Consider the following 23,215-nt stretch of genomic DNA (forward strand, 5'->3'; position numbering starts at 1 on the left):
ATGATGGAAATATCAACTTTGGGTACAAAAATATGTGATGATGCCATACATTATTCAAATGGCAAAATCGTTAACAAAAACAGATTTGTTGAAATATCTCCATTTACACTGGCGGATGAATATTCATTTACAGAGTCTGACAATATAATTCCGGATATAGATGTGCAAGAGACAAATTCTTACCTTAAAGATATATTTTTAAAAGAACTTCATGGTGATATTGTAAAAGACCTTGTATCATCCAGTGCTGAATACATTGTTATCGATCTTCTTATCTGCAGATTGTTTTTTAATGAATTTACATTTGAAAACGGACGTACATTCCGAATAACATTGAGCTCTACGTGTCGTGCCAATCTTGATACATTAAGAAAATACCTTTGTGACAAGACAGGACTGGCAATCAGATCCGAGCGGATTATTAATCCTGCAAAGCTTAGTGAGGAAGAGCTTACAAAAGAACTGTTGAATTTTATCAATCTGCTCAGACTCAGATTTGCCGGAAAAAAAATAATATTATTAAATACGCGTGCAGTGTATCATTACCTGAATACAAAGCTTGAAGTGCTGCTTATTAATAACATTAATAATTGTGCCGATATGAACATTTTCTTCAAAAAATGCACGGATATATTTACAAAAAATTATTGCTGCACACAGATTGATATGCCTCAGAATCTCATATGTGACACACGCATAAAGTCAGAGCTTTGTTTTCACTATTCATACTATTATTATGATTATATAAATTCATGTCTTAAGTCAATTAACGGGAATACATATGATAATTCTCAGAAAGACACGCTTCTTAACCAATATGAGCTGCGCCAGCTTGCCGATATTGAAGACGGCTCCATGAAAACACTTGCTTCATTGACATTTTTAAGATATAAAGGACGAAAGTTAATACTTATCGGAGACAATCTTGCCTACGAATACTGGCTAAAAAAAATGTACGGCATTATTGTAGCAAAGCGCATACATTATACCGCTGAATCAACATTTGAATCAGTATATGAACAGCTTAATGAAACTGCTTATCAGTACAAAGATTATATATGTGTAGTTCCTCATATATATACAGGCACTGATGTGCTTAAAGCTGTATGGACATGTGGTTTTGCAATGCAGTCCGACTGTATAACAGCTATCCATCAGCCATACACACTTAAGAATTTTGCCGGAGAATACACCGATTGCTATAATAATCACATTTTGGCTGAATCTCCGGTTACTCTTGAAGTCAAGGGCAGTGGATCTCATGTGTCAATAGGACACGGTGTCCATGCATTTAATGAACAGCTGCGTTTTATAATTCTTAATGACGTTACTCTTGCAATTGGTAAAAGGACATTTACCTCTAAAAGCAAAGTTATTACATCAACTATTTATGACGGCGGCAAAGTTATAATTGGTGACAATGTTAATTTGGGCAATAATGTACATATAAGATGCAGTTTCTTCGACAATACCTATATCGGAGATAATACAGTAGTAGGTGATGATACAGTAATATTCAACGGCGACGGGCATGCAATAATAAGTGTTGACACCGGGGAGAATATTAACTATGACCTGAATAACTCACCAGAAGAAAAACATATTATAACAATTGGTTCTAATGCCACAATAGGAAAAGACTGCTTTGTTTTATCCGGTTCATTTATCTCTGATAAATCAATCGTACGTGACAAATCACTTGTGAACAAAAGGTTTGATTGTGCTGCATTAATTGCAGGCCATCCTGCACATCTTATAAAGAAGTTATAGAATTAACCGGGAGTGTATATACATGAAGATTGCTACTTTAGGCTCCAGAATTATCGATGACGCTGTTGTCAGTTCAAAAGCCGGGAATCATAATGACAATATTAAAAGAATCGTCGGAATCTCTCTCTTTTCTATTAATTCTGATTCTCTGTTAAATGAAAACGAGCGTTGGAATATCAAAGAAAAGAATTCATACCGCAAAAATATTTTAACAATGGATCTTAATAAGTCAATAATGCAGATTCTTGCTAAAACACGTTACGAACGTCTTTTTATCGACTTTGCTGACTCTGCCGGAGATATCTGGCAGTGTACGCTTACTGACGGTCGTATTTTCAGATGTACTTATAATGATATATTCAGAAATAATATTACATACATAAAAGAATCTATTATTGCCAAATCAAAATGTTCAATAAAAAATGAGGTTATTATAAAGCCTCTTGAATGGAACGATGCTGAGCTTACTGCCGAGGTTACAAGATTAGCTTCCGAATTCCTTGCTCTTGATGTATCAAGGACTGTTCTTTTCAATCCGTATATTCCATTCAGATATAAGGTTGATAATTCCATAAATAACAGTCCGTTTCCTCAAAAAGTATCTGACATTAATGCATTCTCTGAAAGGTGCTTTAAAAAGCTTTGTGATATAATGCATTGTCAGATGATTAACCGAACTGATTTTGTGCTTGGCGGTTCACGCTATAATGATGTAGGCGGACTTTCTTACACACAGGAATATTATGATTATCTCAACAGATGCGTAGATTCAGCACAGACGGCTGAACTTGAGAATACTTATATACATCAGCTTCAGTCATCTGTGGAAATGTGTTTATTAAATAATAATTCCAATAAAATAAAAACACTGAATGGCTCACGCAAATTAATTCTGATATGTGAATCAGAGGAAGTTTATGATTATTGCAAAGAAGAATTAGGCATACCATGCACTTCTTACATAAAGTATTCTGATGCCGTCACAAAAAAACAGTGTCTTTGCCACAAGCTTTCAAAACTGCATGGAAAATATGATGAATATTTTATAGTAATTGCGCACCTTACACGTGACAGCGCAATCTTGAAATTATTATGGGAAATAGGATTTACTCAGCCTTTTGGATGCTATGTGCCTTCGGTTGATGAGTTCTGTCTCAACAACTTTAAGGGCTCATTTTCTGATATTTACCACAACATGGCAACTATAAAAAGCGAACATGTTCAAGCCCATTTTTCTGCGCACGCTTCTGAGATTACAATACATGAAAACTGTAATTTTAACCAGCGTCTGCTTGCATTCGTTCGTAATAGCTCTGTTCTTACTTTCGGCAAAGATATAAGAGCTGATAAATTAAGCACATCCTGTTTTGACTGTTCAGAAATTTCAATTGGAGATAGTTCCACCTTTGCAGACAATTGCTTTATTGTGACAGGAACGCCATTTACTAATATAGATATTGGCAGGGACTGTATGTTCTCAAGTAAAATTACCTGTCTTGGCGGTGACGGACATGCAATATTCGACATTGATTCAGGAGATAGGATTAATCTGAATCCTGATAACGTCCGGTCAGGCAAACTCAGCATTAACATAGGCAGCCATGTCTGGGTTGGATATCAGGCATTCATTATGAGTGGTGCGGATATAGGTTCGGGCACAGTCATCGGTGCCCGTACACTTGTAAGCAAACCTATACCTAATAATGTTATAGCTGCCGGCAAACCTGCTGCCGTAATTAAAAAGGATGTTACATGGCGCCGTGATCCGTTCAGCCACAATATTTATGATAATCCTGATTCATTGGAAGCTGAATTTATAAAGAGGACGGGAGAGTAGATATAATGTCTGATTTAAAACCGATAATTTTAAAAGCGTTTGTTGGAAGCTATTCTGATGATTTCAATAATCAAATTGAAACAGGAATACCTATTGATATTAATATATATGGCAGCAATAATTCTGTTATTATTAATGGCAGCAATAAAAGTATTTCATATAGCATTACAGTCTGCAATAATACCAATATATCTATTGGATATAATGTCTTAACCAACATGAATCGCAAGCTTGAACTCGTTGCAGAAGATAACTCCGATATATCCATAGGAGATAACACTTCGTTTGTTAACGGGTGCAGATTTTTTGCTGGAAACAGCAGTAAAATATACATAGGACGTAACTGCATGTTTTCTACTGATATTCTTGTATCATGTAATCCAGTTATTGCTGAAATTACTTCATGCAATAATTCTATAAATGTGAATGATTATGTGTGGGTAGGATGGGGGGCATCGCTGCAGCAGGGCTGCAATATTAACAAAAGCTGTATTGTTGCTGCTCAGGCCGTTGTTGAAAATGAAGTTCCTGCCAACAGCCTTATAGCAGGAGACCCTGCTAAAATCATACGCAGCAATATTACATGGCATCGTCACAATATGGAATATAATATTAATGCCGTTTCGGCTGAATACAGAACTATATCAAACACTTAAGGATTAAACATGAAAAAAGCGCTAATTGTTGCCGGTGCCGGAGGATTCATAACACATTTTGAATTAAGCGACATAGATATTCTTATCGACATGGGATATCATGTCATATGTGCTGCTAATTTTGATAACCCTCTGTACGAATTTGATATTGATACACTTAACAGACGCAATGTAACCATTTATAATATACCTATGTCTAACAGACCGTCAGACATAGTCAGCCATGTCAGGTCTTTCTTCTGCCTTAAGAGAATCATACGCCGGGAGAATGTTGACATAATACACTGTCATACACAGGTGCCGTCAGCAATATCAAGAATGTCTGCAGGAAGGACTAAGGCCGGTATTATATATACGTCACATGGTTTTCATTTCTACGGTAAATCATCACTGACGGTAAGAATTATCAAATATATAGAAAAGAAACTGGCAAAAAAAACTGACTGTATTATAACTATCAATAATGATGATTACAATAATGCATTAAAGCTTGCCTCCGGAAGGACTATCGTAAGAAAAATTCCGGGAATAGGAATTGATACAGAGCGTTATATTCCCGCTGAAGCGTCAGGAAAGTCTGTACGTGCATCATCCGGAATACCTGATGGCGCATTCTATATAATCTCTGCCGGCATGCTTAATGACAATAAGAATCATATTACTGTCATAAAAGCAATTGCTGCGCTTGATAATCCGAATATATACTATGATATATTCGGTGAAGGACCTAAGCGCCCTGAACTTGAGCAGGCCATTGCATCGTATGGTCTTACCGGAAAGGTACGTCTGCGCGGATACAGAAGTGATATGTATAATTATTTCCCCGCAGCGGACTGCAGTGTTTTTGTTTCAAAACATGAAGGTCTCGGGATGGCTGCACTTGAGTCGTTATCATGTGGTATACCTGTAATAGCTACCAACCTGAGCGGTACGCGTGAGTATATTATTAACGGTACCAACGGATTCTTTATTGATGCATGGAATAATGTCAGCCAGCTTGCCAATATCATAGACAGCTGTTGTACTGACAGACGCATATTGAAGAATATGGCACATGATTGCCGTAAGACGGCCACAATGTTTGACATAAGCATTTCAAGAACAATTATGAAAGAAATATATAATGATATCGACAAACGAACGAAGCACAACCGGTACAAATAAAAAAATTTCTGTTATAATGGGTGTCTATAACCAGAATAATTTCCGGATACTTTTTGATGCCGTTAATTCAATATTAAACCAGACTTACAGTAATTTTGAATTTCTGATATACAACGATGGTTCCAATCCGGAAGTATCTGAAGAACTACTCAGGCTTTCCGGACTTGACAAGAGAATACGCATATTATCATCGGCTGAGAATCATGGTCTGGCATATGCACTTAATGTCTGTATTGACAACGCAGACGGTGAATATATTGCACGAATGGATGATGATGATATATCACTTCCGGACCGCTTTGAAAAGCAGATTAACTTCCTTGAGAATAATCCGCAGTATTCATGGTGCGGAACATCTGCATTGCTTTTTGATAATAGCGGAATATGGGGCAGGCGCATAATGGTCGAGATTCCTGAGGCTGCTGATTATCTCAGATATTCACCATATATTCATCCCTCCGTTATGTTCCGTTCAGATGCTTTAAGAAAAGCAGGCGGTTATCATTCATCCGTCAGGACATTGCGCTGTGAAGACTATGAACTTTTCATGCGTATGACTATGGATGGTTATAAAGGCTTCAATCTTCAGTTACCTCTTTTTATGTACCGCGAAGATATTAATAATGTACACCGCAGAAAGCTGCGGTTCCGTATTGATGAAACGCGGCTGCGGTTATGTTATTTCAGGAAGCTGGGCATTTTATTTCCTTTTGGCTGGATATATGTCCTGCGTCCGCTTGCAGGCTTTTTTATCCCGGATTTCTTATTACATCATATCAAGAGAAATGAGACAGCATAATAATGATTAATAATAAATACGAAAACATTTTCAAAAAAGACAGGATTTATTCCTCTATTTTTTCAGAGCTGGACACTAAAAGTTCTATAACAGATGAGCAGCGGTATTTTTTATATGCATTTGCACCGTCTGTTCTTGAATTTGCCAGATGGATACTTAACTCAGCAATGAATAATGGTCATAAAAGAATATACTTTCTCGCACGTGACGGATATTATCCATACATTGCTGCAACACAGCTCTGCCAAGCCATGGAATATGACATTGAATGCAAATATCTTTCATTATCCCGTTATTCTCTCAGAATTCCGGAATTCCATCTCATGAAGGAGCAGTGCGTTGATAGAATATGTCTAGGAGGAATAGATGTTACATTTGAAAAGGTAATGAAACGCGCAGGGCTTACGGATGCTGAATGTCTGTCAATAGCAAAAGAGTGTGGCTATAAAGATTCCATGCATGATATACTTTCTTACAGTACAATAATGGAACTCAAGCCGGTTCTTCGCAGTAATAAGCATTTTCTCAAAATGGTATACTCGCATTCTGAACATGCATATTCAGACACAATAAGCTATCTTAGACAGGAAGGGCTTTTTGACGGTCTCAGTTTTGCGATTGCAGACAGTGGATGGATTGGAAGTATTCAGCAGTCATTGAAGAATCTTATCCATTCTGTTAATCCTTCAATTAATTTTGAAGGTTATTATTTTGGCCTGTATGACCTTCCTGATAAGGCATCGGCCAGTAACTACCATGCTTTTTATTTTGGACCCGGTAATCATATTTTACGGAAAATGAGATTCTGCAACTGCTTGTATGAAGCAGTCCTTTCTGCGCCCGAAGGAATGACAGTTTCCTATGAGTGCACTGATAATACTTACCGTCCCGTACTGGCAGACAGGTTCAATGTTAATCATGATTTAATAAAATATAACCAACAAGCTTTACAAATGTTTCTTGACGTTGTAATATCCAAAAAGGAGTTTTTAAGTTACACATGTCCCAGCTTATCAGGCAGGCTTTTGGAATGCCTGATGGCATCACCCGACATTACTGAAGCGGCTTACTGGGGAAATCTTATATTTTCAGATGATGTTATTGACTATCGCAGCCAGCGTGTGGCAAGACCTCTTACAGATGAAGATATCAGAAATCAGAGAATATTCAACAAAATCCTTAATATGCTTGGATTAAAGCATGACACTATTCATGAGAGTGCATGGATAGAAGGCAGTATTGTCCTTGGGCATAATAGACGGACAGATATGCTTCATGCTCATATGTACAAATTTCTTGTTTATTTAAAAAAATATATAAAGTGGGTAATAAAGTAATGAAAAAAAGTGAAAGTCTCAAACAATATTTCTTTGTATTAAGGCAGCTCGTATCAAGAGAACTTAAACGCAAATACGCAAGATCATATCTCGGTATATTATGGAGCGTGCTCAATCCCATGCTTTCCATGGCTGTCCTGTCAATGATTTTTTCTACAATGTTCAAGAAATCAATTCAGAACTTCCCGATATATTATCTCACGGGATTAATAATATGGCAGCTTTTCAGCACTGCAACTTCAACGTCCATTACTACGCTTGTTGATAACAGGCAGCTGCTTCTCAAGGTTAAGCTGTCCAAGGAAACATTCGTACTCGCGCGTGTTTTTACAGCCGTTGCCAATTTCGGATATACATTCATCGCATACATAATTATGTTATTTGTATTCAAAATAAAATTTAATCCGTATATGCTGCTTTTACCGATAGATGTGATTTTTCTTACGCTTTTTTCAATCGGGATGGCATATATTCTTTCTACATGTTATGTTTTTTTTGCAGATATTAATCATCTGTACTCCGTAGTTCTCACATTGTGGATGTACATGAGTGCAATATTTTATCCTATTGATTCTGTTCCGGTATCTATGCAGCTTATTATTGGTTATAACCCAATGTTCTCGTATATTAATTTTGCCAGGGACTGTGTTCTCAATGCAAAGCTTCCGGATGCCACTGACTTTACACAGATTGCTGCGTGGGGAATCGTTTCCTTCGCTATTGGGACTTATGTATTTAAGAAAAATGAAAATAAAGTTATGCAGGTAAGCTGATCTGTAAATATTAAAGAGGAATAAAATTATATGGAAAACGAAAAAAAAGAGACTAAACCCGCAATTATTGTTAATAACGTGTCAATGCGCTTTAAGATATCAACAGGCAATGTATCAGGCCTTAAAGAATTCATTATAAATAAAATCTCCCACAAATCCACATATCGCAAGTTTTATGCATTGCGCAATGTAAGCTTTGAAGTAAACAAAGGAGAGGTTGTCGGTATAATCGGTACCAACGGCTCAGGCAAGAGTACTCTGCTTAGAATAATTTCCGGAGCACTTAAACCAACAAGTGGTAATGTCGTTGTTGACCGTCGTAAGATTCAGCTTCTTACATTGGGAACCGGCTTTGATTCTGAACTTACTGCAAGAGAGAATGTATACCTTAATGGAGCAATAATCGGATACAGCAAAGAATTTCTTGATGCCAATTACGATAAGATTGTTGAATTTGCAGAACTGCAGAATTTTATGGATGAGAAAGTAAAGAATTTTTCGTCAGGAATGGTATCAAGATTAGGATTTGCAATTGCCACTGCCGGTAAAAATGCCGATATACTCATCTTGGATGAAGTTCTCAGCGTCGGTGACGAATTTTTCAAAGAGAAGAGTATGAAGCGTATAAAAGAAATGATTCACAGCGGTGCTACAGTACTCATTGTCTCACATTCGCTCAGCACAATAAAAGAGAATTGTACGAAGGTTATATGGCTTAATAAGGGCAAGCTAATGATGATTGGACGTCCAAAGAAGGTCTGTGATGCATACAGCCGCATGAACGTCCCGGGTGCCATAAAGACAAAATCTGCCCGTAAAAGTGACAGCAGCAAAGCCGCGCAGAATGCAGCAAAGAAAAATGTCCAAAAAGCAGCTCAGGGCAGGGACAATCAGGGAAAAACTGTGCGCAAGCTTGGTTTTATAAAAAAAGGCAATGATTTTATACTTGTCAAGAATGGCGTCCCAGATCTGAAATTCACCGGACTCATTAACATATACGAAGCATGGTGGTATGTTGTGGAAGGCAGGCTTAACCTCGAATATACAGGTCTTGTATATAATGCCGGATTTTACTGGTATGTGTCACGTGGTAAGATTGATGTCACATTTTCAGGCAAAGTAATGCATGAAGGCAAGGAATATATTGTAAAGCTTGGAAAGGCTCTGGGATGATTGCAAAGATTAGAATATCTGTTTACAACCTTTTAGTTAACAGAAAAACCGGAATATGTAAACGCTACCATAAATTTCACGATAAAGCCCATGGAGTTAAGAAAATATTTTCATGGCTTTATCTTATTTGCCTTAATTTCTGCTATTATATATTATTCTGTCATTTTCTCGGTGATGACATACAATGTGCTGTATATGAGAGGAAAAAGCTGCTTATTGATAAAAGTGAATCCGAAGCAGCATTTGAAAGAATTATTCCGGCAGACAGACTTATTGAAAAGCTGTCCGCGTATGATATTGTATCTTTTGATATATTTGACACATTAATATTCAGACCATTTTCTGCTCCATCGGATCTGTTTTATCTGTTAGGCTGTCAGACACAGATGCTTGATTTTAAGAATATAAGAACAGCCATGGAATCCTCCGCACGATACAGAATGTATAAAAACTCCGGCACATATGAAGTTACAATATTCGATATATGGAAAGAGATTGAGGAACAGACCGGTCTTTCTTCATCATATTGGAAAGAAGAATTAGACCTTGAGAAAGAATACTGCTTTGCAAACCCATATATGCAGAAGGTCTTCAATTCCCTGATTGAAAAAGGCATAAAAGTTATTATAACATCTGATATGTATATTCCGTCCTCATACATGGAAGATCTTCTTAAGTCATGTGGCTATACCGGCTATGACAGGCTTTTTGTATCATGCGACCTGAAAAAGAGTAAGGCTGACGGACAATTATATACACACATAAGATCACTTTATCCCGGATCTTCATTAATACACATAGGGGACAACTACAAAAGCGATTATATAATGGCACATAAGCATGGTTTTGATACATTTTATTATCCCAATGTTAACGGTTCCGGCGAACGATACAGAGCTTATGATATGTCTCCTGTGATCGGCGGGGCTTACAGAGGGCTTGTTAATACCCATCTGTATAACGGAGCTCTTCAGTTCTCCCGTGAATACGAATATGGATTTATATATGGCGGATTATTTGTGACAGGCTATTGCAATTTCATACACAATTACGCTACTCATCACAGCATTGACAAAGTTCTCTTTCTTTCCAGAGACGGAGATATATTAAAACATGCATATGATATAATGTTTCCCGGAAATTCCTCAGTATATGTACACTGGTCAAGGAAAGCAGCGACAAAGCTCACAGCAGGAATCAACCGCTATGATTACATCCGCAGATTTTTGTACCATAAAGTCAATCAGAATATTCCTCTAAGCGACATATTTGCATCCATGTCACTTAGCAAAGATTTAACCGGTACATTTAACCTGAATACTGATGAATGCCTTACCAATGCCAATGTAGAAGCTGTCAGGCATATTCTTCTTGACAACTGGGATGCTGTCGTTGCTGAATACAAAACAGAAAGTAAAGCTGCCTCCCAATATTATAAAAATATTGTCAAAGGCTGCCGAAAAGTATGTGCTGTGGATATAGGATGGGCCGGAAGCGGTGCGGTTGCACTTAATAATCTTTTCAATAAAGAATGGGGCATTGATTGTGATGTAACCGGGATAATTGCGGGAACCAACACACTTTATAATACTGATGCAGATGCAGGAGAGCCGCTACTTCAGTCCAAAAGACTTGTGTCTTACATGTATTCCGCTTCATTCAACCGTGACCTTATCAAAAAGCATAACCCAAATCGCGGTTACAATCAATTCTGGGAGCTTCTGCTTGCTTCTACCGACAGACAGTGTACCGGATTCGGCTTTGACTCTGATAATAATGCCGTACCCCTCTTTGGCAGGTGCGACATTAATCAGGACGGCATACTAATGATACAGAATGGCATAATCGACTTTGTAAAACTATACGGCAATCATTTTGGAAATAGTTTTTTCTACAATATATCAGGACGTGATGCATACGCACCTATGCTGGCTGCAGCATCAGATAATGAGAAATATCTTCGCAGCATTTACAGCAATTTTAATGTTGAAGCCAATGTAATATGATTGAAGCAGCTGCCAATGAGCAGGAAAGGAGTGTACAATCTGATATGAATTTATATATGATCATCAAGCGTATATTTGATATTGTAATATCTGTATCTGCTCTGATTTTTCTGACTCCGGTATTTGCAGTAATTGCAGTTTTAATATACCATGAAGATCATGGAAAGATATTCTATACATCCAACAGAGTCGGATTAAATGGCAGGATATTCAGAATCTACAAATTCAGAAGCATGAAGATGAATGCTGACAATCTGGAAGATACTCTTAATGAGAACGAGATAGAGCAGTACTTTAAAGAATTTAAGATTGTTAATGACCCAAGGATAACACGCATTGGCAGGGTTCTTCGCAAGACCAGCCTTGATGAGATTCCGCAGTTTTTTAATATTCTTAAAGGTGACATGTCACTTATAGGTCCCAGACCTATACTAAAATCAGAGCTTAACAAATATTATCCGGCCAATCAGGATAAACTCCTAAAAGTAAGACCGGGGCTTACCGGCTACTGGCAGTCACACGGCCGTAATAATGTAAGCTACAAAAATAATGCGCGTCAGAATATGGAGCTTTATTATGTAGACAATTGTTCATTTATATTTGATATAATAATTTTTTTTGAAACATTCATAGCTGTTTTTAACACACGCGGAGCCAATTAGATTTGACCGCAGTTTCAGGAGCAACACATGGACACCAATTCATTGCAGATTATAGTAATAATAGTTATTGTGATACTTACGTGCATATACGTATATGTACGCAACAAAAAGAATGCTGCTGCCGCGATTGAGCGGCGGATAACAAAAGAATGGGGAAATATTCCTTCAAAAAAATATACTTCTGACAGTTATTCCAATATATCTCATTATTTTCGCAACAGTACCGGTGTTCCGGCTCATGTTATTGATGACATAACATGGAATGACCTTGGAATGGATGACATATTCCGCCTTATCAACAACACTTATTCGTCAACCGGTCAGGAGTATCTTTATAAGCTTTTACGCACTCCATGTGCTGAAGAAGAGGTCCTGAAGGAATTCGGAACTCTTGCAGACATTTTTGGAACTGACGAAGCACTTCGCAAAAGCATGCAGCGTGCCTATATGAAGCTTGGCACATCAAGAAATATCTCTGTTTCAGATTATCTTGAAGTAATAACCGGCCTTGAGCCCGAAAGTAATGCAAAACACTATGCCGGATGGGCTGCCATTACAGCTTCATTTGCACTTCTTGCCTTCAGTCCTGCTGCCGGAATAGCTGCAATATGCATCGTCATAGGATATATTGTTGTGTCATATTACAAATGCAAAGCGCAGATTGATCCATATCTTGCATGTGTCAATCATATATTAAAGCTGGACGAGTGTTCATCTGACGTGATATCCGTAATATCTTCACATGACGGGCTTGAAGATTACGTAACACAGCTTTCACAGCTTCACCACATAATGGCAGCAGACCTCAAAGGCTCAGGTATTCTTGGAGCATCCTCAGGTCTTGACGGTTCAGTTGCCGCCATGCTGCTTGATTATGTAAGAATACTGACACATCTTGATATTATCAGATTCAATAAAATGATTAAAAAAATTGCTCTTCATAAAGAACAGGTCTTCCTGATGATGGAGCTTCTCGGCAGACTTGAATCAGCCATTGCCGTAGCTTCCTTCAGGCAATATCTTGACAGTAATAACGGCTGGTGTGAACCCGGGCTTTCGCACAGCAGCATCAGGCTCAATGCAGAAGGTTTATATCACCCTCTTATAAATAATCCTGTTGCCAACTCCATTGATGAAGAACACTGTGTTCTTATTACCGGCTCCAACGCTTCGGGAAAGTCAACATTTCTTAAGACAATTGCAATAAATGCAATCCTTGCACAGACAATATACACCTGCACGGCGGCTTCTTATAGTGCCGGTTATTACCGTATATATTCATCTATGGCACTCAGGGATGACATAAGCCGCAGCGAAAGCTATTACATGGCTGAGATACGTTCACTTAAAAGAATAATGGATGCTGCCCGCCAGCAGGATTCATGCCCGGTTCTGTGTTTTATCGACGAGGTTCTGCGCGGAACCAATACAGTCGAACGAATCGCAGCATCCGCACAGATTCTTAAATACATGGCAGAACGCCGCGTCCTGTGCTTTGCAGCTACCCATGATATCGAGCTGACTGAGCTTCTTGAGAGCTGTTATTCCAATTATCATTTTCAGGAAGAGGTGCTTGATAATGATGTTAAGTTTAATTACAGACTGTATACAGGCAGGGCAGCTTCACGCAATGCCATAAAACTTCTGTCAATAATGGGCTATGATGATGCAATTATTGCAAGTGCGGAACAGATGGCATCAGACTTTATAAAAACAGGCAAATGGAGGAATATATGAATGTAACAATCTATACGGACGGTGCAGCCAGAGGCAATCCCGACGGTCCGGGAGGCTATGGAACGGTCATTCATTATGTCGACCCAAAGGGTGAACTTCATGTTCGTGAATTCAGCGCCGGCTACAAAAAGACTACCAATAACAGGATGGAGCTTATGGCTGCAATTGCAGGTCTTGAAGCTCTTACCAGACCATGTAACGTTAATCTTATATCAGATTCCAAATATCTTGTAGACGCATTTAACCAGCACTGGATAGAAGGCTGGATCAAAAAAGGCTGGAAACGCGGTAAAAATGAACCGGTCAAAAATGTTGACCTGTGGAAACGTCTTCTTGAAGCCATGAAGATTCACAATGTTACATTTACATGGGTTAAAGGACATGCGGGACATGAGATGAACGAACGCTGTGATGAGCTTGCAACAACAGCTGCCGACGGCAGTAATCTGCTGGATGACATAGCAGCCGAATGATAAATTGCTTGAAAATACATATAATGAGTGATAGAATAAATTAGATTGATAATGTATTTATGCGCCTTTGCGCAGAAATGAGGTATTTATGAATATATGGTCTGTGGCTTCGGCCTCAATGGGACCTGCCGTTTTAGCAGGTGATTTTATAGGTGAGTCAATTAAGTTTGTTATTTATCTTGCGGTTATCGTATGTGCATTTACTGCAGGTGCCAAGCTCCGCAAGCATGTAGATGCCAAGAAGGCATCCAAGTAAAGAACAGATTTTATTATATTTTGGAGGATTGTTAAAGTGCAGAAGTACGGTGTTAATGAATTGAGAAGAATGTATCTCGATTTCTTCGAGAGCAAGGGACATCTTAAGATGAAGAGTTTTTCACTGGTCCCTCATAATGACAACAGCCTGTTGCTCATTAATTCAGGAATGGCTCCTCTCAAGCCTTATTTTACAGGTCAGGAGATTCCACCAAGACGCAGGGTTACGACTTGTCAGAAGTGTATCAGAACAGGAGATATCGAGAACGTAGGTAAGACTGCAAGACACGGTACTTTTTTTGAGATGCTCGGTAACTTCTCATTCGGTGATTATTTCAAGACAGAAGCAATTCACTGGTCATGGGAATTTCTTACAGAGGTTGTGGGGCTTGATGCCAGCCGCCTTTACCCATCAGTATACGTTGACGATGATGAGGCATTTGACATATGGAATAAGGAGATTGGAATTGCTCCTGAGAGAATATTCAGATTCGGCAAGGAAGATAACTTCTGGGAACACGGTTCAGGCCCATGCGGTCCATGTTCAGAGATTTATTATGACCGCGGCGAGAAGTACGGCTGTGGTAAGCCCGGCTGTACTGTAGGCTGTGACTGTGACCGTTACATGGAAGTATGGAATAATGTATTTTCACAGTTCAACAATGACGGACACGGTAACTATTCAGATCTTATCCAGAAGAACATCGATACGGGAATGGGCCTTGAGAGACTTGCCGTTGTTGTTCAGGACGTAGATTCAATCTTTGACGTAGATACACTTCAGGCTCTCCGCAACAAAGTGTGCGAGATGGCCGGCGTAACATATAAGGAAGACGAGAAGACGGATGTTTCAATCCGTGTTATTACAGATCATATCCGTTCAGTAACATTCATGGTTTCTGATGGAATCATGCCATCTAACGAAGGACGCGGATATGTATTAAGAAGACTTCTCCGCCGTGCTGCAAGGCATGGACGCCTTCTCGGTATAGAGGGCAAGTTCCTTTCAAAGCTCTGCGAGACAGTAATTGAAGGTTCTAAGGACGGATATCCTGAACTTGATGAGAAGAAAGCTTTTATCTTCAAGGTTATTGATCAGGAAGAGGACAAGTTTAATAAGACTATCGATCAGGGTCTTGGAATACTTGAGCAGCTCGAAGCTGACCTTGTAAAGACAGGTAATAAGATTCTTTCAGGCGCTGATGCTTTCAAGCTTTATGACACATATGGATTCCCTCTTGATCTTACTAAGGAGATTCTTGAAGAGAAGGGCATCACAATAGATGAAGAAGGCTTTAAGAGTGCAATGGAAGAGCAGCGTATCAAAGCCCGTACAGCGCGTAAGACTACTAACTACATGGGTGCGGACGCTACTGTATATGATGAGATTGATCCTGCAATAACAAGCAGTTTTGTCGGATATGACAAGCTCACTAACCAGTCTAAGGTATCTGTTCTTACAACTGAAGAGAATGTTGTCGAAGCACTCTCTGACGGTGACAGGGGAACTATCGTTGTAGATGAGACAGTATTCTATGGTTCAATGGGTGGCCAGGAAGGCGACAGAGGTGTTATAACTTCTCCTGAGGGTGAATTCCGTGTAGATACCACAATTCATCTTAAGGGCGGCAGAATAGGTCATGTCGGCGTTATGACCAAAGGCATGATTAAGACCGGTGATACTGTTACTCTTACTGTTGATGCTCCGGCAAGAGCCGCAACATGTGCCAACCACAGTGCAACTCACCTTCTTCAGAAGGCTTTAAGGGATGTACTCGGAACACATGTAGAGCAGAAGGGTTCATATGTTGACCCTGACAGACTCCGTTTTGACTTTGCCCATTTCCAGGCTATGACACCTGATGAGATTGCCAGCGTAGAATCAATAGTCAATGAGAAGATTGCAGAGGCACTTCCTGTTGTTACTAATATCATGAGCCTTGAAGATGCCAAGAAGACAGGAGCAATGGCACTGTTTGGAGAAAAATACGGCGATAAGGTACGTGTCGTATCCATGGGTGATTTTTCAACTGAACTCTGTGGTGGTACTCATGTTGCCAATACAAGCAATATCATGCTTTTCAAGATTGTATCTGAATCAGGTGTTGCTGCCGGAATAAGACGTATTGAAGCTCTTACAGGTAATGGCGTTCTTGCTTATTACCGCAATATAGAGAATACACTTGCCGAAGCCTGCAGGACAGCTAAGACTGAACCTTCTCAGCTCATTCACAGAATTGCTTCAATGAATGACGAGATTAAGTCTCTTTCTTCAGAGAATGAGAAGCTCAAGGCTAAGCTTGCAAACGAGGCTGTTGGTGATGTCCTTGCCAATGTTCAGGAGATTGGTTCATTCAGGTTCCTTCCTGTAAGTGTGGCAGATGTAGACATGAACGGTCTTCGTACTCTCGGTGACAACATGAAAGATAAGATTGGTTCAGGTATTGTAATACTTGCATCCACACAGGGTGACAAGGTTAATATTATTGCAATGGCAACTGATGATGCAGTCGCTAAGGGTGCTCACGCAGGCAACCTTATCAAAGCCGTAGCTCCTATTGTTGGTGGCGGTGGCGGCGGCCGTCCTAATATGGCACAGGCCGGCGGCAAAAACCCGGCAGGTATCGATGAGATGCTTGCTAAGGCAGCCGAAGTTGCAGCACAGCAGCTTCAGTAAGGAATGAGGGATAATGGGTAATTTTGAAGCTAATGGAAATTCCGAGGTAGAAAGCCATATGAAGAAGCATCATTCTAAGTTAAGCACAGTACTTATTTCTTTAATCTTTGTTGCAGCAGCAATTGCATGGCTTATTCATGTACCGACCGGAATTCTGCTTACAATAATAGGCGGAATCGTATTCGGACTTACCTATAAGAATTGAATATTTTGCTTTTAAGAAGCTCATGCTCCGGCACTCCGGTGCGTGGGCTTTTTAATCATACATAACGAAATGGGGAACTATGCAGAGATTACTTATTACAAAATTCAACGGACAGACCCTGTGCGCTGTATGTGACCAGATGACAATACGTACAGTCCGGGTCATTGAGGATGAATCAATACTTGGCAATATATATGTCGGAAGAGTTGAGAATGTTGTCAATAATATAAATGCAGCATTTATTGAATATGCCAGAGGGAAAAAAGGTTATTATTCTCTTACGGATAATGAGCATCATATTTTCCTTAATCCCAAGAATAATGACAGGATGTGCATTGGTGACCTTGTTCTTGTACAGGTGTCAAGAGAGGGTGTCAAGACCAAGGAACCGACACTTACCGGCCGTATAGGCATAACCGGAAGATATTGCGCACTTACTCTGGACTGCAAATCAGAGAATTCGTCCGTATTTATTTCCAAGAAAATTACCGATGAAGACAGGCGGTCTTATCTCAAAGGAATTGTAAAAGATGCAATGAATAATGCATTGAATGCATACACAGCTTCATCGGTTAATTCCATACCGACTGCCTCTGACATGCATTTTAATATAATTGTAAGAACCAACGCAGAAGATGCTCCGGAAGAACCGGTAACAGCCGAAGTGTCAAGAATTGTAACAACAATGTGCGATATACTTAAAGATGCCGTTACGCGTAAAGGTCTCACAAGAATGTATTCTCCTGAAGAGAGCTGTCTGGAAGATGTGCAGAACATGCGTGCCACTAATCTTGAAAAGATAATAACAGATATTCCTGAAGTTTACGACTCGGTAAGACGGTATCTTGGTGAGAACGAACCGGGAGAAGCTGCCAAGCTTGAATTTTATGATGATATGCAGCTGCCTCTTAACAAACTTTACAGTGTTGAAAGTCAGATCAGTACCGCGCTTAACAAACGCGTATGGCTTCCTTCCGGCGGATATCTTGTTATCGAACCTACAGAAGCACTTACCGTAATAGATGTCAATTCAGGCAAATTCACCGGTAACCGTAAGCTGAAGGACAACACATACCTCAAGATTAACATGGAAGCTGCAGTTGAGATAGGCCGCCAGCTCATGCTGCGTAATCTCTCAGGCATTATTGTCGTTGACTTTATTAATCTTAATACATTTGAAGAAAAGAAGGAGCTTATGTCTTATCTTGCTGATATTCTTAAGGCTGACACTGTCCCCACAAGCGTCGTTGACATGACCAGGCTTGGGCTGGTTGAGATAACACGCAAGAAAATCCGCAAACCGCTTCACGAGGTAATTGCCAGTGCCCAGCTATAATATTTTTTACAGCCGCATCAGAAATTATTTTGACGGCAATGAATTAAGACTGAATATACTAAAAGCCATCTACCGGGTTATGCCCCTAATAACCGCTGCCACATATATAGCTGTGCTTGCGCTGCTTTTTGTCAGGCATGATGCACGGCTGATACGTGTCACCTGTTATCCGTGTATTGTGTTTGTGGCAGCTTCAATATTCAGGAAATGCTATAACAGGCCAAGGCCATACGAAGGAAATGATGCTATAATTCCGCTTATATCAAAAGATAAAAAAGGGCAGTCGTTTCCAAGCAGACATGCTCTGTCAGCAGCTGTTATTGCATCAGCATGCTTCTATGTATATGTGCCTCTTGGAATTATCATTGCGGTAATATCTGTTGTAATTGCCATCACAAGAGTAATTGCAGGCGTACATTATCCGTCTGATGCAGCCGGAGGACTCATAATAGGTTATGGTTTGTGCGCACTGCTTTTCCTGTACATATGAATGTGCATATTAATGAATGAATAATTTTATACAAAATTTTATCGGGAGGTACAACATTATGCATTCACCACTTGAGATTGCCAAGAATTATGTTGAGATAGGAATTCACAAAGTAAGAATGTCCGCATGGAAGATGCTTGTTCTCGGAATCTTTGCCGGAATGTTTATCGGATTTGCCGGAATTGCTTCCACAACCGCACAGGCAACCATAGAGAATCCGGCTATTGCACGCCTTATCGGTGCGTGTGTATTTCCTGCCGGCATGGCTATGGTTCTGATTGCCGGAAGCGAACTTTTTACCGGTAACAACCTGATAATACTTGCCTGTCTTGAAAAGAAAGTTACGGCCGGACAGATGCTTAAGAACTGGGTGACAGTATTTACCGGGAACTTTTTAGGTGCGGCATTCGTAGCTTTAATGGTTGTATATGGACATATTCCGGATCTTTATAACGGACTTCTGGCACAGAAGATGGTCGCAGCAGCAGTAATCCGCGTTAATGAGACATTTGCGGAAGCACTTATAAGAGGAATATTATGCAACATACTTGTGTGTATTGCAGTATGGGCTTCATTTGCAGCCAAGAAGGTGTCAGGCAAGCTGATGATGAGCTTCTGGCCTGTCATGATTTTTGTCCTGTGCGGCTTTGAGCACAGCATTGCAGACATGTATTTTGGCATGGCAGGGCTGCTGTGTGCGGGAGAATATTCAATTGCAGCTCCTGAGCTTACATTTGCATCATTTATACTTAAGAATATTATTCCCGTTACGCTTGGCAATATTATAGGCGGTGCCGGAATTGTAGGTGCCGGTTACTGGGCTATGTATCTTAAGCACACACCGGGCACAGACATATCTATTGAAAAGGAACAGGAGGAAATTGACATTGCGGAAGAATATTAAGACAGGAACATTTTATACTAAGTATACCAGGGCGGCTTCTATAACGCTCGCAGCCGGCTTAATTGTATCAGGTCTTGCCGGCTGTGGATTTTCCAACATTGATTCGGCGGCTACACAGCCCGGTAATACGATTGTATCATCTGAGACATCAGGTGTCGCAGATAATCTTACAACCGGCGTTACAGACCTGTCAGATAAGACCGGTGCTTCCATGACATCCGGTGCTGTATCATCACAGGCAGCAACGTCAGCAGCTAACCGTACAATGGGAGTGTGCGGGCTTTATATCTATGACGAGGCATCAGGAGCACGCCGATTTGTAGACAGAACATATGCAAGTACATGGGAGAAAGGCAGGGACATTATGTGTTTTGAGGTATTCAACACAAGAGAGGCCTCACTTCCCGGCAAGGTGTTCAAATACATGTGGGAGCCGGTATGGTTCACTCCTGATGACGCTGCAAAGTACAGAATAGGCTACGCGGTTGACTTTACACTCAAAGACGGAACCAAAATCCATAAGATGCTTATTGAGCCTGAGGATACACTTGAATATAAAAAATATATGGAATTCTACATGTATGACGATTATCACCAGACACCGGGAGTGTGGTACAGCCATGTTGAACAGTCTGCTTATAATTCCGATACAATACTTACATCCATTAAGTTTACTGCCGGTCAGGAATATGACAAAATAGACGGCAAAGTAACACTTACTGCATTTATATACGATCCTGCAGCAGGGCAGTTTGATAAAGCAGGCAATTATACCGGCAGCGTATATTACAGTATTGATGTGGTTAACAGATAATGAAAGACTTAACTAAAGGTAATGACATAAAGGTTATTATACAGTTTGCAATTCCCATTTTCCTTGCAAATGTCCTCCAACTCACATACAGCTTTGTTGATACACGCATGGTCGGAGAGTTCCTCGGTGACCATGCATTAGCGGCTGTGGGGCTGACCAATCCTCTCAACACACTTATTGTCGGGCTTCTTACAGGGCTGACCAACGGTTTTGCGGTAATAACGGCAAGATTTTTCGGTGCACACGATGAGAACGGTGTCCGCAGGGCTGCGGCTGCATCGTATGTGCTTGGTGTCATATGTGCTCTTGTACTGACTGTCCTGAGCGTAACATTTTTGTATCCCATGCTCCGCATTCTTAATACACCGGACAATCTTATTGAAGATGCGCACAGGTATATAGTCATCATATTTGCCGGAATGATTATATCTGTATTTTATAATGTATGCATGGGCATTCTCAGGGCTATCGGCGATACCGTTACACCGCTTATATTCCTTGCACTTTCGGCAGTTCTTAACATCGCCGGTGATTATATATGTCTTGCCGTGCTTGACATGAATGTCGAAGGTGCTGCTTATGCAACACTTGTCTCGCAGATGGCTGCAGGCATTGCATGTATTATCTATTCCGTAAAGCGCTATGAATGCATATGCTTTACATGGCAGCAGTGCCGTGTTGACAGTGTTCTCGCACGTTCAATGATGTCCTCAGGATTTTCGATGGGCTTCATGAACTCAATCGTGTCTCTTGGTACGGTATCACTTCAAGGCGCGATTAATACACTCGGAGACAGCTATATAGTTGCACATAGTGCCGCGCGTAAGATAACTGAGCTGTTTATGATGATATTCTCCGTGTTTGGAATGACTATGGCAACATTCTGCGGACAGAATATAGGTGCCGGCCGCACCGACCGCGTACGCAGAGGAATATGGCACAGCATACTTATCTCATGGGTATGGTGTGTTATGACAGCAACTGCCGCATGGCTTGCAGGACCATGGTTCATACATCTTGTTACCGGCAGCAGTTCTGATGAAGTGCTTGCAACCGGGGCTTTGTACTTAAGAGTCGACACTCTGTTTTATTTTGTTCCTGCCGTAATTGCGATTATCCGTAATGCAATGCAGGGAATAGGAGACCATTCAACGCCTATAATTTCAAGTACGATAGAGCTTATCGGCAAAGTACTGATTGCCATAATGCTTGTACCATATCTTAGATATACTGCAATCATAATAGCTGAACCTATTGTATGGATACTCATGGTCATTCCTCTGATTGTGCAGATACTCCGCAATCCTGCCTTAAAACCGGAATAAACATTCAGAAATCAGAATAAATTTTCAGGAACCTATTGACATTTGCAGAATGAGGATATATTATATTCTAGTGTGCCGCTCAGTGAGGTCATAAGTTTATGTATTACATATTGTATAAGCATAACACCGAAGCTGGCGAGTAAAGATTATAGGAGGTACCATATGTACGCGATTATTGCAACAGGTGGTAAGCAGTACACGGTTTCAGAAGGTGATGAGATCAGAGTTGAGAAGCTTGGTCTTAATGCTGGAGACACTGTAACATTTGACCAGGTTCTTTTCGTGAATGACGGTTCAGCTAAGGTTGGCGATCCTACAGTTAAGGGAGCTACAGTTACAGCAAGCGTTGTTTCAGAAGGCAAGGGCAAGAAGGTCATTGTTTACAAGTACAAGAGAAAGACTGGTTATCATAAGAAGAACGGTCACAGACAGCTTTTCACAAAGGTAAAGATCGAGAAGATCAATGCTTAATTGTCAGGTGATATATTATGATTACCGTTACAATCTGTAAGAATCACGATGGTGACATTACAGAGTTTGAAACAAGGGGACATGCCGGTTACGACGATTCCGGTAAGGACATTGTCTGTGCAGCAGTCTCTATGCTGGTCATTAATACAATTAATTCCATTGAAGCATTTACCGATACTGATATGGAAGTTGAGAGTAGAAGTGACGAAGATGATGCACTGATATCCGCTAAGGTTACAGGGCATATGTCAGATAAGACAGCAGTATTGCTTAAGGCTCTTGAGTTAGGTCTTACACAGGCAGCCAAGGGCAATCCAAAGTATATTTCGATTACATTTAAGGAGGTGTAAC

The 23,215-nt window shown here is 40.1% G+C and carries 21 protein-coding genes and 1 pseudogene; all 22 read left to right on the top strand.

Features of this window, described 5'->3' with window-relative positions:
- Entirely contained in the window at positions 1 to 1,770 is a 1,770-nt protein-coding gene (locus NQ488_07135; protein UWN97066.1) for a hypothetical protein, read from the top strand.
- Positions 1,771 to 1,792: 22 nt separating this feature from the next.
- Positions 1,793 to 3,607 carry an acyltransferase gene (locus NQ488_07140; GenBank protein UWN94378.1) on the top strand — a complete coding sequence of 605 codons (1,815 nt, stop codon included), beginning with the start codon at positions 1,793 to 1,795 and terminating at the stop codon, positions 3,605 to 3,607.
- Positions 3,608 to 3,612: 5 nt separating this feature from the next.
- Entirely contained in the window at positions 3,613 to 4,263 is a 651-nt protein-coding gene (locus tag NQ488_07145) for a hypothetical protein (GenBank protein ID UWN94379.1), read from the top strand.
- Between the two features lie 9 nt (positions 4,264 to 4,272).
- Complete coding sequence (locus tag NQ488_07150) at positions 4,273 to 5,427, top strand: glycosyltransferase (protein UWN94380.1); 1,155 nt, start codon at positions 4,273 to 4,275, stop codon at positions 5,425 to 5,427.
- Positions 5,387 to 6,226, top strand: coding sequence for a glycosyltransferase (locus NQ488_07155; protein UWN94381.1), 840 nt, complete (start codon positions 5,387 to 5,389; stop codon positions 6,224 to 6,226). The genes NQ488_07150 and NQ488_07155 overlap by 41 nt, the downstream gene beginning before the upstream one ends.
- A 2-nt stretch (positions 6,227 to 6,228) precedes the next feature.
- Positions 6,229 to 7,563, top strand: a complete 1,335-nt coding sequence (locus NQ488_07160; protein UWN94382.1) for a hypothetical protein — start codon at positions 6,229 to 6,231, stop codon at positions 7,561 to 7,563.
- The gene (locus NQ488_07165) at positions 7,563 to 8,336 is read left to right on the top strand and encodes an ABC transporter permease (GenBank protein UWN94383.1); all 774 of its coding nucleotides are present in this window, start codon (positions 7,563 to 7,565) and stop codon (positions 8,334 to 8,336) included. Before NQ488_07160 ends, NQ488_07165 begins: the two co-directional genes overlap by 1 nt.
- Before the next feature lie 84 nt (positions 8,337 to 8,420).
- Positions 8,421 to 9,110, top strand: a pseudogene (locus tag NQ488_07170) (ABC transporter ATP-binding protein).
- A 395-nt stretch (positions 9,111 to 9,505) separates the two neighbouring features.
- Positions 9,506 to 11,515 (top strand): hypothetical protein, encoded by a 2,010-nt coding sequence (locus NQ488_07175; GenBank protein UWN94384.1) that lies wholly within the window; start codon positions 9,506 to 9,508, stop codon positions 11,513 to 11,515.
- Positions 11,516 to 11,559: 44 nt separating this feature from the next.
- Positions 11,560 to 12,177 carry a sugar transferase gene (locus NQ488_07180; protein UWN94385.1) on the top strand — a complete coding sequence of 206 codons (618 nt, stop codon included), beginning with the start codon at positions 11,560 to 11,562 and terminating at the stop codon, positions 12,175 to 12,177.
- A gap of 27 nt (positions 12,178 to 12,204) precedes the next feature.
- Positions 12,205 to 13,914: a hypothetical protein gene (locus NQ488_07185; GenBank protein ID UWN94386.1), complete on the top strand. Its 1,710-nt coding sequence runs from the start codon at positions 12,205 to 12,207 to the stop codon at positions 13,912 to 13,914.
- Complete coding sequence (gene rnhA, locus NQ488_07190) at positions 13,911 to 14,387, top strand: ribonuclease HI (GenBank protein ID UWN94387.1); 477 nt, start codon at positions 13,911 to 13,913, stop codon at positions 14,385 to 14,387. Before NQ488_07185 ends, rnhA begins: the two co-directional genes overlap by 4 nt.
- An 88-nt stretch (positions 14,388 to 14,475) precedes the next feature.
- Positions 14,476 to 14,643 (top strand): hypothetical protein, encoded by a 168-nt coding sequence (locus tag NQ488_07195; GenBank protein UWN94388.1) that lies wholly within the window; start codon positions 14,476 to 14,478, stop codon positions 14,641 to 14,643.
- Between the two features lie 36 nt (positions 14,644 to 14,679).
- Positions 14,680 to 17,319, top strand: a complete 2,640-nt coding sequence (alaS, locus tag NQ488_07200) for an alanine--tRNA ligase (protein UWN94389.1) — start codon at positions 14,680 to 14,682, stop codon at positions 17,317 to 17,319.
- Positions 17,320 to 17,332: 13 nt separating this feature from the next.
- Positions 17,333 to 17,524: a TIGR03750 family conjugal transfer protein gene (locus NQ488_07205; protein UWN94390.1), complete on the top strand. Its 192-nt coding sequence runs from the start codon at positions 17,333 to 17,335 to the stop codon at positions 17,522 to 17,524.
- Positions 17,525 to 17,603: 79 nt separating this feature from the next.
- On the top strand, positions 17,604 to 18,860 hold the full coding sequence (locus NQ488_07210) for a ribonuclease E/G (GenBank protein UWN94391.1): 1,257 nt from the start codon (positions 17,604 to 17,606) through the stop codon (positions 18,858 to 18,860).
- Positions 18,847 to 19,350, top strand: coding sequence for a phosphatase PAP2 family protein (locus NQ488_07215; GenBank protein ID UWN94392.1), 504 nt, complete (start codon positions 18,847 to 18,849; stop codon positions 19,348 to 19,350). Before NQ488_07210 ends, NQ488_07215 begins: the two co-directional genes overlap by 14 nt.
- Positions 19,351 to 19,408: 58 nt before the next feature.
- Positions 19,409 to 20,254, top strand: a complete 846-nt coding sequence (locus tag NQ488_07220) for a formate/nitrite transporter family protein (protein ID UWN94393.1) — start codon at positions 19,409 to 19,411, stop codon at positions 20,252 to 20,254.
- The gene (locus NQ488_07225; protein UWN94394.1) at positions 20,238 to 21,068 is read left to right on the top strand and encodes a hypothetical protein; all 831 of its coding nucleotides are present in this window, start codon (positions 20,238 to 20,240) and stop codon (positions 21,066 to 21,068) included. Before NQ488_07220 ends, NQ488_07225 begins: the two co-directional genes overlap by 17 nt.
- Positions 21,068 to 22,393, top strand: coding sequence for an MATE family efflux transporter (locus NQ488_07230; protein UWN94395.1), 1,326 nt, complete (start codon positions 21,068 to 21,070; stop codon positions 22,391 to 22,393). The genes NQ488_07225 and NQ488_07230 overlap by 1 nt, the downstream gene beginning before the upstream one ends.
- 162 nt (positions 22,394 to 22,555) lie before the next feature.
- Positions 22,556 to 22,864 (top strand): 50S ribosomal protein L21, encoded by a 309-nt coding sequence (gene rplU, locus NQ488_07235; GenBank protein ID UWN94396.1) that lies wholly within the window; start codon positions 22,556 to 22,558, stop codon positions 22,862 to 22,864.
- A gap of 17 nt (positions 22,865 to 22,881) precedes the next feature.
- Positions 22,882 to 23,214, top strand: coding sequence for a ribosomal-processing cysteine protease Prp (locus tag NQ488_07240; GenBank protein UWN94397.1), 333 nt, complete (start codon positions 22,882 to 22,884; stop codon positions 23,212 to 23,214).
- The last annotated feature ends 1 nt before the right edge of the window (position 23,215 follow it).

The sequence above is a fragment of the [Bacteroides] pectinophilus genome, from assembly GCA_025146925.1.
In the GTDB taxonomy this organism is placed as follows: Bacteria; Bacillota; Clostridia; order Lachnospirales; family Lachnospiraceae; genus Bacteroides_F; species Bacteroides_F pectinophilus.